The 14,201-nt window shown below is 74.5% G+C and carries 10 protein-coding genes; 9 read left to right on the forward strand and 1 reads right to left on the reverse strand.

Translation table 11 applies throughout. From position 1 onward, the window contains the following. The first annotated feature begins 4 nt into the window (after positions 1–4). The 7 genes from ACW14Y_RS27680 to ACW14Y_RS27710 all read left to right on the forward strand — a co-directional run bounded on the left by ACW14Y_RS27680 (position 5) and on the right by ACW14Y_RS27710 (position 10,409). Positions 5–2,137: a glycogen debranching N-terminal domain-containing protein gene (locus ACW14Y_RS27680; RefSeq protein ID WP_380301950.1), complete on the forward strand. Its 2,133-nt coding sequence runs from the start codon at positions 5–7 to the stop codon at positions 2,135–2,137. A 159-nt stretch (positions 2,138–2,296) separates the two neighbouring features. After that, a complete protein-coding gene (locus ACW14Y_RS27685) occupies positions 2,297–3,055 on the forward strand; it encodes an NUDIX hydrolase (protein ID WP_266313180.1) in 759 nt (252 codons plus the stop codon). Positions 3,056–3,306: 251 nt separating this feature from the next. Continuing rightward, positions 3,307–4,971, forward strand: a complete 1,665-nt coding sequence (locus tag ACW14Y_RS27690) for an ATP-binding cassette domain-containing protein (RefSeq protein WP_456983695.1) — start codon at positions 3,307–3,309, stop codon at positions 4,969–4,971. A 3-nt stretch (positions 4,972–4,974) separates the two neighbouring features. Beyond that, the gene (locus ACW14Y_RS27695) at positions 4,975–5,895 is read left to right on the forward strand and encodes a hypothetical protein (RefSeq protein WP_380310862.1); all 921 of its coding nucleotides are present in this window, start codon (positions 4,975–4,977) and stop codon (positions 5,893–5,895) included. 109 nt (positions 5,896–6,004) lie between these two features. Continuing rightward, positions 6,005–6,937, forward strand: coding sequence for a FadR/GntR family transcriptional regulator (locus ACW14Y_RS27700; RefSeq protein ID WP_380310860.1), 933 nt, complete (start codon positions 6,005–6,007; stop codon positions 6,935–6,937). A 666-nt stretch (positions 6,938–7,603) separates the two neighbouring features. Continuing rightward, positions 7,604–9,253, forward strand: coding sequence for an RNA polymerase sigma factor (locus tag ACW14Y_RS27705; RefSeq protein ID WP_266274373.1), 1,650 nt, complete (start codon positions 7,604–7,606; stop codon positions 9,251–9,253). A 319-nt stretch (positions 9,254–9,572) separates the two neighbouring features. Then, positions 9,573–10,409 (forward strand): S1 family peptidase, encoded by an 837-nt coding sequence (locus ACW14Y_RS27710; RefSeq protein WP_456988268.1) that lies wholly within the window; start codon positions 9,573–9,575, stop codon positions 10,407–10,409. A 253-nt stretch (positions 10,410–10,662) separates the two neighbouring features. On the opposite strand, the gene ACW14Y_RS27715 is transcribed toward ACW14Y_RS27710, so the two are convergent. Continuing rightward, the gene (locus tag ACW14Y_RS27715) at positions 10,663–10,893 is read right to left on the reverse strand and encodes a DUF7455 domain-containing protein (protein WP_380310858.1); all 231 of its coding nucleotides are present in this window, start codon (positions 10,891–10,893) and stop codon (positions 10,663–10,665) included. A 549-nt stretch (positions 10,894–11,442) separates the two neighbouring features. Here ACW14Y_RS27715 and ACW14Y_RS27720 point away from each other — a divergent pair. Both ACW14Y_RS27720 and ACW14Y_RS27725 read left to right on the forward strand, forming a co-directional pair. After that, the gene (locus tag ACW14Y_RS27720; RefSeq protein WP_380310856.1) at positions 11,443–13,554 is read left to right on the forward strand and encodes a DNA gyrase/topoisomerase IV subunit B; all 2,112 of its coding nucleotides are present in this window, start codon (positions 11,443–11,445) and stop codon (positions 13,552–13,554) included. Positions 13,555–13,704: 150 nt separating this feature from the next. Beyond that, positions 13,705–14,190 carry a DUF1453 domain-containing protein gene (locus ACW14Y_RS27725; RefSeq protein WP_456983696.1) on the forward strand — a complete coding sequence of 162 codons (486 nt, stop codon included), beginning with the start codon at positions 13,705–13,707 and terminating at the stop codon, positions 14,188–14,190. Positions 14,191–14,201: the final 11 nt, after the last annotated feature.

Raw genomic sequence — 14,201 nt, forward strand, 5'->3', positions numbered from 1 at the left:
CGCGATGAGGCCGCCACAGGCCGCACCGGCCGAGAGTGTGGTCGGCGCGCCGAGACCGGCGGGCCGGCCTGACCAGGCCCACCCGGCCGGCGCCGGTGGTCCGGCCAGGTCCGCGCCGCCGCGCCCGCAGCCGGCCGCGGTCCATCAGGCGGTGCTGTGCGTGAAGGCGCCGGCGATGGCGGCCTCGGACCCCGACGGCCAGTTGCGCGGGCACGGCCTGCACGGGTTCTACCGCTCCGGCGTCCGGGTGGTGGCCCGGATGGAGCTGCGGCTCGGCGGGATCGAACCGCTCCCGCTCCAGGGCACCCTGACCACGGCGGCCCAGGCCCGGTTCCTGGGGGCCGTCCGCCTCCCCGGCGACCTCGACCCGGACCCGGCGCTCACCGTCGAGCGGCTGCGGCACGCCGACGGCGTGGAGACCGTCACGGTGCGCAACGCCGGCGGCCGCCCGGCCCGGCTGCCGCTGGAGATCGCGCTCTCCACCGACCTCGGCCCGGTCGCCGAGATCGCCGCCGGCCACCGCTCGCCGGACCTTCCCGGCCAGGTGCAGTCCGCGGGGCTGCGCTGGGCGGGGCCCACGCACAGCGCCACGGTCAGCGCCCAGCCCTCGCCGCACGCCGTGCTGGCCGGTGCCGGGGTGCTGCGCTGGGACCTCGACGTCCAGCCGGGCGCGCGCTGGTCGGTCGAGCTCCGGGCCGAGCTGGAGAGCACGGTTCCCGGCCCGCGCCCGCCCGGCGGTCGCGGCCCCGGCGTCCCGCTGCCCTGGGCCGAGCCCGAGGTGCGCTGCGACGACCCCCGGGTGGCCCTGGTGGTGTCGCGATCCCTGGACTCCCTGGGCGGTCTGCTGTTCGCCGACCCGGACCGGCCGACCGACCTCTACCTGGCCTCCGGCGCGCCCTGGCGGTTCGGCCTGGCCCCGGCCGACGCGCTCTGGGCGGCCCGGATGACCCTGCCGCTCGGCACCCGGCTGGCCGCCGGGACCCTGCGCGCGCTGGCCCGCCGTCAGCAGCAGCCCGCCGCTGGGGCGGGCGGTCCCGGCCAGGGCGGCCGCCGCCCGGAGGGGCTGCTGCCCGGCGCGCTGCGGCACGGCGGCCCCGAGCTGCCGCCGACCTGCACCGCCACCGAGGCCACCCTGCTGTTCGTCACCGTGCTGGCCGAGGCCTGGCGGTGGGGCCTGCCCCGGGCGGAGGTCGCCGAACTCCTCCCGGCCGCCGAGCGCGCGCTCGGCGCGCTGCGCGAGGGCCTGGTGGACGGTTTCGTCACCGATCTGAGCCGCCCGGTCGAGGAGCGCGCCGCCCATCCGGTGCCGGCCCGGGCCGAGGTCCAGGCCCAGGCGCACCGGGCGGCCCTGCACGGGGCCGACCTGCTGGCGGCCTTCGGCCGGCCCGGCGCCGAGGAGTGGCGGAGCTGGGCGGCCGCTCTGCGCGGCCGGTTCCGTGAGCGGTTCTGGCTGGACGACCTGTCCGGCGGGCGCCCGGCCGCCGGACTCGCCCCGGGCGGGCAGCCGCTGCCCGCCGTGGCCGCCGCCCTGGTCCACCTGCTCGATCCCGGCCTCGCCGCCGACGGCGGCCGTCACGAGTCCCTGCTGGACCGCGAGCAGACCAGGCTGCTCGCCCAACGGCTGGCGGCGCCGGAGCTGGACAGCGGCTGGGGGCTGCGCACGCTCAGTGCCAAGTCCCCCCGGTTCAACCCGCTCGGCCACCGCAGCGGTGCGGTGCGCGTCCACGAGACCGCGCTCGCCGTCGCCGGGCTCGCCGAGGCCGGCCACGAGAACGAGGCGGGGGCCCTGCTGGAGGGGCTGCTCGCGGCGGCGGCCCACTTCGAGGGGCGGCTGCCCGAGATGTACGCGGGGGAGCAGTGGACGCCCGGCTCCCCGCCGGTCCCGCACCCGGGTGCCTGCCGGCCGGCCGCGGTCTCGTCCGCCGGGGCCGCGTACGCGGTGTTCGCGCTCGCCGGGGTCCGGCCGGACGTGCCCGGCGGGCGGGTGCTGGTCCGCCCGGCCAGCACCGCGCCGCTCGGGGAGCTGGAGCTGACCGGACTGCGGGTCGCCGGGGAGCCCTTCTCGGTGCGGGTCAGCCGGATCGGCGTGGCGATGGTGGAGGAGGCGTCCGCGGAACTCCAGCTGGTGGCCCGCTGACGTCGCCACCGCCTCCGCCCGCCCGCCCCCGTGGTCCGGCCCGCACCGGACCGGCCGGACCGGGCACGGCGGAGAGGCGGGAGGGCCGGGAGTGCCGTCCCAGCACGGTCCGTACCCGGGCCTGTGCTTATCGTCAGAGAGACGACTATGATCGTCGCCATGTCGCGTTATGACCCGTCGGCCTTCCCCCCGTTCGCAGTCACGGTCGACCTGGTCGTGCTGACGGTGCGCGAGCACGCGCTCTGCGCCCTGCTGGTCCGCCGGGGCGAGCCGCCCTACCAGGGCTACTGGGCGCTCCCGGGCGGCTTCGTCCGCCCCGACGAGGGCCTCGCCGAGGCGGCCTCGCGGGAGCTGGCCGAGGAGACCGGCCTGCGGGCCCCCACCGCCCCCGGGCACGACGCGGCCGGTCCCGGTGCGGCCGGCGCCCACCTGGAACAGCTCGCCACCTACGGCCACCCCCAGCGCGACCCGCGGATGCGGGTGGTCAGCGTCGCCCACCTGGTGCTCGCACCCGACCTGCCGACCCCGCGCGCGGGCGGCGACGCGAGCGGCGCCCGTTGGGCCCCGGTCACCGAGCTCCTCGGCCCGGACCGGGCCGACGGCGTCCCGCTCGCCTTCGACCACGGCCTGATCCTGGCGGACGGGGTGGAGCGTGCCCGCTCCAAGATCGAGTACTCCTCGCTGGCGACGGCGTTCTGCGCGACCGAGTTCACCGTCGGCGAGCTGCGCCGCGTCTACGAGGCGGTCTGGGGCGTGGTGCTCGACCCGCGGAACTTCCACCGCAAGGTCACCGGCACCCCGGGCTTCCTGCTGCCCTCCGGCGGCACGACGACCCGTCAGGGCGGGCGCCCGGCCCAGCTGTTCACCTCCGGCGGGGCCAATGTGCTCAACCCGCCGATGCTGCGTCCGGAGTCCTGAGCCCCCGGTCGCCACGGTCCGGCCGGGGTGCCCCGGCGGGGCCGGTGCCTCGCGCCGTCCCGGCCCACGCGGCTCGGTCGCAGGATCGGATTGTCCCCTGATCGGGTGAGGTGGGCGGGCGGTCGGCCCGTGGCGCTCCCGTAATGCCCGGAATCTCCGCCGCGGGCCCCTAATGTGCTGGCGCGGAACCGTGCGGGTGCGACCCGGCGCGCCGCGGACCAGGTCGGCCGAGGGCATGGGAGCAGCCAGCGATGATCCAGATCACCGGACTGACCAAGGTTCACCGAGGGGGAGGCCCCCCGGTGCTGCTGGACCTGACCTTCGAGGCCCGCCCGGGCGCGGTGACGGCCCTGCTCGGCCCCGAGGGGGCGGGCAAGTCGACCGCGCTGCGGCTGATGCTGGAACTCGAACGGGGCCGGGGCGTCACCCTCTTCGACGGCCGCACCTACCGCCGGCTGCGTCGGCCGGAGCGCGAGGTCGGGGTGCTCCTGTCCGGATCCGGCGGCACCCCCGGGGCGGTCGACCTCGCCGGGCACCCCGGCCGGAAGGCCCGGGGGCACCTCAGGATGCTGGCGGCCGCGGTCGGCGCGCCCACCAGGCGGGCCGACGAACTCCTGGAGCGGACCAGGCTCGCCGCTGTCGCCGAGCAGCGCCTGCGCACCTACTCGCCGGGCATGCACCGGCGGCTCGCCCTGGCGGCCGCTCTGCTCGGCGAGCCCGGCACGCTGCTCCTGGACGCGCCCACCGAAGGCCTCTCGCCGCGCAACGTGGAGTGGTTCCACGCCTTCCTGCGGTCCTTCGCCGCGGACGGCGGTACGGTCCTGGTCACCACCCGCACCCCGCAGGAGGCCTCGCAGCTCGCCGACCGGGTGGTGACCCTGGACCGGGGACGGATGGCGGCGGACCAGTCGGTGACGGAGTTCCGGCGCACCCGGCTCAGCCCGGAGGTCGCGGTGCGGGGTCCTCAGATGGCCCGGCTCGCCGATCTGCTGGCCGGTCAGGGCGCGCAGGTCCGGCGGGAGGGCGGGACCGAACTGGCGGTGTCCGGCGTCGGCCGGACCGAGATCGGCGAACTCGCCTACCGCCACGGCATCCTGTTGCACGAACTCGCCGACCGGGTCGCCGAGCGGCCGGCCCCCCGGGCGGACCTGCGGGTGGTCGCGAGCGGTCCGGGCCGCCCCCGGACGCCCGAGACCGCGGATGCGCCGGTGTCCGGAGCGGCCCCGGTGGCACCGACGGCGGACGCCGCGGTGCCGGAGGACGCGATGGCGCTGACGGCGGGCCGGACCGGACAGACCGGACCGACCGGATGCACCGAACGGGCCGAACAGGTCGAACAGGCCGAACGGGCCGACCGGACGGTGGCCATGCCGGTGGCGCGGCCCCGGGCGCTGGTCTCCACCACCCAGGACCTGGAGCCCTCGCCCACCCTCGCCCTGCCGGTGGCGCCGTCCCCGGCCGGCGGCTCGTCGGCCGTGACCGCGCCCGCCGCGCCGGGGCCCCGCCGCGGCGCCCGGGCCGTCACCCGACGCGCGGTCGAGGCGGCCGAGGCGGCCGAAGCGGCCGGGGTGCTCGCCGAGACCGCCGGGGCCGTGCGGACCAGGCGCCGCGGCGGCGGTCGGCGGGAGGACGAGACCTCCCCGGTGGTCGCGGTGGACCGGCTCTTCCGGGACGGGTTGACCGGCCTGGCGCGCTCGGCGCAGGCCCAGGCCGCCGCGCCGGGAGCCGAGGCCCACGAGCGCCCGGGGGAGGCGGCCGACGGACTGCTGGGCGACGACACCGTCCGCCTGGGCCGTGTCACCCGTCCGCAGCCCGACCGGGCCGAGCGGCCCGCGCCCGACCGGCCGGCCCCGCCGTCCGGGGCGCACCCGGTCGAGCCCGTTGTCCCCGCCACCTCTGACCTTCGGAGCGAGTGAACCGTGCGTGTTCTGGCTTATGAGCTGCGCCGGGTGCGCGGCCTGCGTTCGACCTGGCTGCTGCTCGGGCTCGTGGTGGTCTGCGACGCGGTGGTCGCCGGCGTGCTGGCGGGCCAGGCGGGGGACCGGACCCTCGACGGCGCGGCCGCGGTGCGGCTGCTGACGGCGGCGGTGCCGCTGGTGCCGCTGCCGTTCGCGGCGCTGGGCGCCGGGGTGCTGGGCGCGCTGGCGTACGGCCACGAGGTGCGGCACCGGGGCCTGGCGGCCTCGCAGGTGTCCTACCCGCGCCGGGTCCGGCTGCTGACGGCCAAGCTGGCGGTGACCGGCGCCCTGGCGGCGCTGCTCGCCCTGGTCACGCTGCTGGTCGACGCGGTGACCGTGCACTTCGCCCTGCCCGCCGGGGTGACGGTGGCGGCCTGGTCGGACCCGGCCGCGCTGTCCGCCCGGGTCGCGGAGGCGCTGGCCCCGTCCGGTCCCGGCGGGCTCGACATGCTGCCGCCGGTGGCGGCGCCGCTGGCCCTGGTGGCCGGGCAGGGGGCGCCGACGGCGCTGCTGGCCTTCGTGCTGCTGGTGGTCGTGGCGGGCTGGACCGGGGTGCTGACCGCCGCGCTGACCCGGAGCGCCACCGCCGGGGTGCTGCTGCTCTGCGCGCTGCCGCCGCTGCTGGAGTCCGTGGTGGCGCTGGTGCTGCGGGAGAGCGGGACGCCCTGGCCGGCCCGGGCGGCGGAACTGCTGCCGTTCCCCTCGGGGATCGAGTGGGCGTACGGATGGGTGTACGGCGGGGACGGTCGGGTTGCGGGGGGCGGCGCGGTGTCGGCGGCTCCGGCCCTGACCGATCCGGCGCTGCAGGCCGCCGCGGTGGCGCCGGTGCTGGTGTTGCTGCTGGTCACCCTGGTGGTGCAGGCCCGGCGCCGGGCGCTCTGAGCCCGCGGCGGGCCGGGGCGGTTCGCAAAGATCGACCAAGGGTGACCGTAATGAGTGGTTCACCCTGATAAGAAGTCAATTATCCAGTCACGGGCGATCACCCTTTCGTGTGCTTTTCACGAGAATTCTCAAGCTGTGCCCGCGGATCGCCGACAAAGGAGCTGTGAGTACCCTTGCGCACCCCACCATGACCCCCGCCCGTTCCGCCGATGGGGCCATCCCCGGCTCCGCCGACCTGGACCGCTACTCCTACGCCGACCGGCCCATCCCGCCGGCGCCCCGCTGGGAGGGCGCCGAGTCGGACCTCGCCCGGGTCGGCCGCAAGACCACCAGCAGCCGGGGCCGAGGCCTGCACGGCCAGCTCGTCCAGCAGCTGGGCCAGATGATCGTCTCCGGCGACCTCGGCGCCGACCGGCCGCTCGTCCCGGAGGAGATCGGCCAGCGGTTCGAGGTCTCCCGCACCGTCGTCCGCGAGTCGCTGCGCGTGCTGGAGGCCAAGGGCCTGGTCAGCGCCCGCCCCAACGTCGGCACCCGGGTCCGTCCGGTCAGCGACTGGAACCTCCTCGACCCGGACATCATCGAGTGGCGGGCCTTCGGCCCGCAGCGCGACGAGCAGCGCCGGGAGCTGTTCGAGCTGCGCTGGGCGATCGAGCCGCTGGCCTCCCGGCTGGCCTCCGGCCACGGCCGGGAGGACGTCCAGCAGCGGCTGGCCGAGCTGATCGAGATCCTGGGTCACGCCTGCGCCCAGGCGGACCTCGCCACCTACGCCCGGGCCGACACCGAGCTGCACGTGCTCATCCTGCAGCTGGCCGGGAACCGGATGCTGGAGCACCTCTCCGGGATCGTCGCCTGCGCGCTCCAGGTGTCCGGCGGTCCGGCCACCGCCTGCGAGCGGCCGTCGGAGGCGTCGGTCGGGATGCACGCCCGGCTGGTGGAGGCGCTCGGCTCCGGCGACGGCAGTGCCGCCGAGAACACGATGCGGGCGCTGCTCACCGTCCACCCCGAGATCGAGCCCTCCGTTCCGGCGCCCCGGGAGCACTGAGCGGACCGTTCGGCGACCGGACACCGCCGCCCGCCCCGCGACCTGCTCCCCGACCCGCCCCGTCGTGGTCCGACGTCCGCGATTCCTCCGCGGCCTCCCGAAGTCCCCCTCGCGACCCCCGGCCCCCCTGCCGCCACGGTGCGGCCGGGGGGTCTCCGTACGTCCGGGGCCGCGCGGTGCGGCCGGGTGGAACGGCGGGGCGGAACGGCGGGGTGGAACGGAGAGGCGGAGGGGGTGGGGGGAACGGAGGGCGAAAAGGGAGGTGGAGGGGGCGGAAGGGGTGCCCCGGCGGTGGTTCGACGGCGGTTCGGAGCCGACCCGCACCCGCCGGACAGTGGAATGGCGTGTCCATGGTGAATGGTTCGGTCGCGGGTGGGGGATGATGGAGGTCGGCCCCGGGCCGCGGCCGCCCACCGGTGTGACCCGCGACACGAAGGCCATGCGTAACACTTGACGAGCAGCAGCGATGTCTCCTGAGCGGGAGCAGCTCCGGAATAACCCAACGTGTCAGAATGCTGTGTTGGTCCGCGGCGCTGCTGCCGTCCTGCAAACCCAGACCTCAAACCCGAGTCGGTCGGAATCGACACCGCGTGCCCGACGCGCGATCTCCTTCCCCGCCCGCTCGGGCGGCCGGTACGGGTTCGAGTCCACTCATCGTCCGAGAGGTTGTTCGTGTCGGCCAGCACATCCCGTTCACTTCCCCCCGAGATCGCCGAGTCCGCGGCTCTGCTGGCGCTCATCGAGCGGGGCAAGGCCCAGGGGCAGATCGCCGGTGACGACGTACGCCAGGCGTTCGAGGCGGACCAGATCCCGGTCACCAAGTGGAAGAACGTCATGCGCAGCCTCAACCAGGTTCTGATTGAGGAGGGGGTGGACCTCATGGTCAGCGCGGCCGAACCGGCCGGCGCCAAGCGCAAGAGCGTTGCTGCCAAGAGCCCCGCCAAGCGCACCGCGACCAAGGCGGTCACCACCCGGAACCCGGCCGCTCCGTCGGCCCCGACCAAGCCGCCCGTGCGCATCGCGCCCGGTGCGCCCGTCTCCACTCCGACGGTCGCGGCCGCCGCCGCGCCGGTCAGCACCGTGTCCGCCGAGATCACCGTCGAGGGGGCGACCGTCGGCACCGAGGTGAAGGCGGCCGTCGCCAAGAAGGCCGTGGCGAAGAAGGCCGTCGCCAAGAAGACCGCGGCGCCGGCCAAGAAGGCCGCCGCCAAGAAGACCACCACCGCCAAGACCGGCAAGGCCGGCGAGGAGGAGGGCCTCGGCGAGGAGGAGGTCCTCGAGGACGTGGCCCTGCCCGGCGACAAGCCCGCCGCCGAGGGCGACGCCCCGGAGGAGGAGTCGGAGGGCTTCGTCCTCTCCGACGACGACGAGGACGACGCCCCGGCCCAGCAGGTCGCCGTCGCCGGTGCCACCGCCGACCCGGTCAAGGACTACCTGAAGCAGATCGGCAAGGTCCCGCTGCTCAACGCCGAGCAGGAGGTCGAGCTCGCCAAGCGCATCGAGGCCGGCCTGTTCGCCGAGGACAAGCTCTCGGCCGCCGACAAGCTCGCTCCCAAGCTCAAGCGCGAGCTGGAGATCATCGCCGAGGACGGCCGCCGGGCCAAGAACCACCTGCTGGAGGCCAACCTCCGCCTGGTGGTCTCGCTGGCCAAGCGCTACACCGGTCGCGGCATGCTCTTCCTGGACCTCATCCAGGAGGGCAACCTCGGTCTGATCCGTGCGGTCGAGAAGTTCGACTACACCAAGGGCTACAAGTTCTCCACCTACGCGACCTGGTGGATCCGCCAGGCGATCACCCGAGCGATGGCCGACCAGGCCCGCACCATCCGTATCCCGGTGCACATGGTCGAGGTCATCAACAAGCTGGCCCGCGTCCAGCGCCAGATGCTCCAGGACCTGGGCCGCGAGCCCACCCCGGAGGAGCTGGCCAAGGAACTCGACATGACCCCCGAGAAGGTCATCGAGGTCCAGAAGTACGGTCGCGAGCCCATCTCGCTGCACACCCCGCTCGGCGAGGACGGCGACAGCGAGTTCGGTGACCTCATCGAGGACTCCGAGGCGGTCGTCCCGGCCGACGCGGTCTCCTTCACCCTGCTCCAGGAGCAGCTGCACTCGGTCCTGGACACCCTGTCCGAGCGCGAGGCGGGCGTGGTCTCGATGCGCTTCGGCCTGACGGACGGTCAGCCGAAGACGCTCGACGAGATCGGCAAGGTGTACGGGGTCACCCGTGAGCGCATCCGCCAGATCGAGTCGAAGACCATGTCCAAGCTGCGTCACCCGTCACGTTCCCAGGTGCTGCGCGACTACCTGGACTGATCGACGGTTCGGCACCGACGTCCGACCGGAAGGCCCGGAGCTCCGCGCTCCGGGCCTTCCGGCTGTTCGGGAGGGGCGGACGTCACCGTCCGGGTGGCCCTTGTCGCTCGTCCGGGTGGCGGTGCGCCGCTGAGCGGTCGCGGACCGTGGCCGGTCACCTACGCTGTGCCGGTTGCCTGCTGCCGAGCCACCTGGAGACACGGTGCCGCCCACCCCGGACCGTCCGGACCGCGCCGACCCGCCGACCGACGCGCCCCGCGCCGTCCGCCCCGCCGCGCGCGCGGCCCGGGCGACCGCCCGGCCCGCTCCCGCCCGCCGGCTGCCCCGGTACCGCCGGGCCGCCGTGCTGACGCTGCTGGCCGCACTGCCCGGGCCGCTGCTGGCGTTCGGCCCGGCCACCGCCGCCGCGCAGGCGCGGCCGCAGGGGCGGATCGTCGGCGGAACGGCCGAGAGCACGGGCGACCACCCCTGGGTGGTGGCCCTGGCCAGCCGGCAGCAGTTCGGCTCCGGCCGCTCGGGCCAGTTCTGCGGGGGAGCGCTGGTCACCCCCACCAAGGTGGTGACGGCGGCGCACTGCTTCTACGACGAGTCCGGCGGGCACCAGGTGGACCGGCCCGGGCTGCGGGTCGTGGTCGGCCGGGACGACCTGCGCGGCACGGTCGGCCGGGAGGTGGAGGTGCGGGAGGTCCGGATCCACCCCGACTACTCGTTCACCACCAACATGAACGATGTGGCGGTGGTCACCCTCGCCGAGTCGCAGGGGAGCCGGCCGGTGATCGACCTGGTCGGCCAGGGCGAGACCGAGCCGTACCGCGCGGGGACCCCGGCCCGGGTCTACGGCTGGGGGGACACCACCGGTCACGGCGACTACTCGCCCCAGCTGCGGGGCGTGGACGTGCCGGTCATCGCGGACCAGACCTGCGCCCAGGCCTACCCGGGCGGCCAGGACGGGCGTTTCGACGCCCGGGGCATGGTGTGCGCGGGCGAGGAGCGCGGCGGGAAGGACGCCTGCCAGGGCGACAGCGGCGGGCCGCTGGTGGTCGCGGGCCGGCTCGCGGGGCTGGTGTCCTGGGGGACGGGCTGCGCCGAGGCCGCCCACCCGGGTGTCTACACGAGGATCGCCTCGGTCTCGGACGCGGTCCGCGCCCTGCTGTAGCCGAAGGGGCACGGACCGCCGCCCGATCGGGCCGCTACCGGGGCCGGGGATCCGGGAGCCGGTGGGCAGGGGGGCCGGGATCCGGGGCGAGCGGAGTCGGCGCTCCGGGACAGGCGGGGTCGGGACAGGCGGTCCGGGAACGACGAAGCCGGGCGGCCGGCCCCCAGGGGGGCGGTCGCCCGGCTCACCCGGTCGCACGCGGTGTGCGACCGGACACAGCTCGACGTCGGTCTGCTGCTGGCGGCGCCCGGGATCAGCGCTCGTCTTCGGTGGCCGTGGCGGCAGTGGTGCCGAGGCGGTTGCTCTCGTCCTGTATCTCCACGGCGATCTTCTTGAGCTCCGGCTCGAACTTCCGGCCGTGGTGGGCGCAGAAGAGCAGCTCTCCACCGCTGGCGAGTACGACGCGCAGGTAGGCCTGGGCGCCGCAGCGGTCGCAGCGGTCAGCCGCGGTGAGCGGGCTCGCAGGGGTCAGAACAGTAGTCACGTCGCCTCTTCTCTAGCTCGACGAGCTGTCGTACCAGGGTCAACATCCAACCAGGCCGAAAACGTTCCCGCTCGTGGCTTTTCTTCTCTGAGGATTCTGCTGTCGTTGATGAGGACGTGCCCCGGGGGCCGGTGGTTCATGCGTACCGGATCCCAGGATCCGCCCGCGGCTCGAACGCCCGATCGGAACCGGGTGCGGGAGTCCGCGTAGCATAATCCTCTGCTGGGTTGGAGCATAAGCCCCGTCCCGGGCCCCGGTAGCCTGCATAACGGCAGTTCCGGAGCCTGTGCCCGGTCCCACGGTCCGCCAGGAGCAGTGGTACCGGGAGGAGATGGAGCCCCGGCGTCCCGAATCCGGCACGGCTCTTGTTCGCGGAGCGCGTACAAGCTGCGCGGGACCGGCCTGCCGTGCTGTGCACCCAGCGGAGGGGTGCGCACACGGAGGGGAACGGCTGTCGGTGCGGTGTGCTGCACTGGCGGACGCTCCGTACCTGTCCGGATCTGCCCGGATGTGACCGATGAGACAGAACTTCACCGAGGAGAGTGCCGCGTGAGTGCCGAAACGACCGTGCCGTCCGCTCTGCTGGCCGGCGACGACGGTTCCAACTACACCGCTCGGCACCTGCTCGTCCTGGAGGGCCTGGAGGCGGTCCGCAAGCGTCCCGGCATGTACATCGGCTCGACCGACAGCCGCGGTCTGATGCACTGCCTCTGGGAGATCATCGACAACTCGGTGGACGAGGCGCTGGGCGGCTACTGCGACCGGATCGAGGTCGTCCTGCACGAGGACTCCTCGGTCGAGGTCCGTGACAACGGACGCGGCATCCCGGTCGACGTCGAGCCCAAGACCGGGCTGTCCGGCGTCGAGGTCGTGATGACCAAGCTGCACGCCGGCGGCAAGTTCGGCGGCGGCTCCTACGCGGCCTCCGGCGGTCTGCACGGCGTCGGCGCCTCGGTGGTCAACGCGCTCTCGGCCCGGCTGGACGTCGAGGTCGACCGCAGCGGCCACACCCATGCGATCAGCTTCCGGCGCGGTACCCCCGGCATCTTCACCGAGGCCGGCCCGGACGCCCCGTTCGAGGCGGCCAACGGCCTCAGCCGGACCCGCAAGGTCCCCAAGGCCCGCACCGGTACCCGCATCCGCTACTGGGCGGACCGGCAGATCTTCCTCAAGGACGCCAAGCTCTCGCTGGAGCACCTGCACAACCGGGCCCGGCAGACCGCCTTCCTCGTCCCCGGCCTGACCATCCTCGTGCGTGACGAGCGGCTCACCGAGAGCGAGAAGGTCGACGAGAGCACCTTCCGCTTCGACGGCGGCATCGCCGAGTTCTGCGAGTTCCTGGCGCCGGACAAGCCGATCAGCGACGTGCTGCGGCTGCACGGCGAGGGCACCTTCAAGGAGACCGTGCCCGTCCTGGACGAGCTCGGGCACATGACGCCGACCGAGGTCACCCGGCAGCTCGGGGTGGACATCGCGCTGCGCTGGGGCACCGGTTACGACACCACGCTGCGCTCCTTCGTCAACATCATCGCCACCCCCAAGGGCGGCACCCACGTCACCGGTTTCGAGCGCTCGCTGGCCAAGACCGTCAACGAGGTGCTGCGGGCCACCAAGCTGCTGCGGGTCGCCGAGGACGACGTCACCAAGGACGACGCCACCGAGGGCCTCACCGCCGTGGTCACCGTCCGGCTGGCCGAGCCGCAGTTCGAGGGCCAGACCAAGGAGGTGCTCGGCACCTCGGCGGCCAACCGGATCGTCGCGGCCGTCCTCGCCAAGGAGCTCAAGACCTTCCTCACCTCCGGCAAGCGGGACGAGAAGGTCCAGGCCCGGGCGGTGCTGGAGAAGGTGGTGGCCGCCGCCCGCACCCGGGTCGCCGCCCGCCAGCACAAGGAGGCCCAGCGCCGGAAGACCGCGCTGGAGACCAGCTCGCTGCCGGCGAAGCTGGCCGACTGCCGCAGCGACGACGTCGAGCGCAGCGAACTCTTCATCGTCGAGGGCGACTCCGCGCTCGGCACCGCCAAGCTGGCCCGCAACTCCGAGTTCCAGGCCCTGCTGCCGATCCGCGGCAAGATCCTCAACGTGCAGAAGGCGTCCGTGAGCGACATGCTCAAGAACACCGAGTGCGCGGCGATCATCCAGGTGATAGGGGCCGGTTCGGGCCGCACCTTCGACATCGACCAGGCCCGCTACGGCCGGGTCATCTTCATGGCCGACGCCGATGTCGACGGCTCGCACATCCGCTGCCTGCTGCTGACCCTGTTCCAGCGGTACATGCGGCCGATGGTCGAGCAGGGCCGGGTCTTCGCGGCCGTGCCGCCGCTGCACCGGATCGAGCTCACCAACCCCAAGCGCGGCCAGGAGAAGTACCACTACACCTACTCGGACGCCGAGCTGCGCTCCACCCTGCTGGAGTTCCAGCGCAAGAACCTGCGCTGGAAGGACCCGGTCCAGCGCTACAAGGGCCTCGGCGAGATGGACGCCGACCAGCTGGCCGAGACCACCATGGACCCGCGCCACCGCACGCTGCGCCGGATCAACCTGGGCGACCTGGACCAGGCCGAGAAGGTCTTCGACCTGCTGATGGGCAACGACGTGGCGCCGCGCAAGGAGTTCATCGTGGACTCGGCGGCCACCCTGGACCGCTCGCGCATCGACGCCTGAGCGTCCGCGCCGGAAGGGCCCTCCACCCGTGGGTGGAGGGCCCTTCGCGTCGGTTTCCACCCGTGGTCCACCCCGGCTCCGATCAGCCGCGGGCGACGGATCCGTAGCGTCGGGGAGGTCAGACAGAGCCTCCCCGGACGGAGAACCCCGATGCCCACCCTGGTCGACGCCGCGCTCGTGGTCGTGGTGATGGTGCTCGTGCTCCGGCGCCAGATGCGCCCCCGGCGCCTGGACACCGACCGCCGCTTCTGGCTGCTGCCGCTGGTCCTCGCCGTCGTCGCGCTGCGGGATCCGCAGCTGATCGACCGGCGGGACACCGTCTGGTCCGTCGTCCTGGTCGGCTGCGGCACGGTCGCGGTGCTCGCGGCGGGCTCGGTCTGGGGCTGGACCGTCCGGCTGTGGCGGGACGCGGACGGCGCGCTCTGGGCCCAGGGCACCCGGGCCACGCTGGCCGCCTGGGGCGGGATGGTCGCGATCAGGGTCGGCCTGTTCGGGCTCGGGGCGGCGCTGCACCTGCGGCAGTCGAGCAGCGCGCTGCTGCTGAGCCTGGCGGTGCTGCTGCTGGTCCGCTCGCTCGTGGTGCACTGGAGGGCGCGGTCCCTCCTGCCCCTGGGGCGGGTCACCCTGACGTCCTGACCACCGCCGCA

It is taken from the genome of Kitasatospora sp. cg17-2 (assembly GCF_054031055.1).

What these genes read in the sequence shown, in the direction of transcription:
- ACW14Y_RS27680 (WP_380301950.1), top strand. Translation starts at nt 5, where the DNA reads ATGAGGCCGCCACAGGCCGCACCGGCCGAGAGTGTGGTCGGCGCGCCG.
- ACW14Y_RS27685 (WP_266313180.1), top strand. Translation starts at nt 2,297, where the DNA reads ATGTCGCGTTATGACCCGTCGGCCTTCCCCCCGTTCGCAGTCACGGTC.
- ACW14Y_RS27690 (WP_456983695.1), top strand. Translation starts at nt 3,307, where the DNA reads ATGATCCAGATCACCGGACTGACCAAGGTTCACCGAGGGGGAGGCCCC.
- ACW14Y_RS27725 (WP_456983696.1), top strand. Translation starts at nt 13,705, where the DNA reads ATGCCCACCCTGGTCGACGCCGCGCTCGTGGTCGTGGTGATGGTGCTC.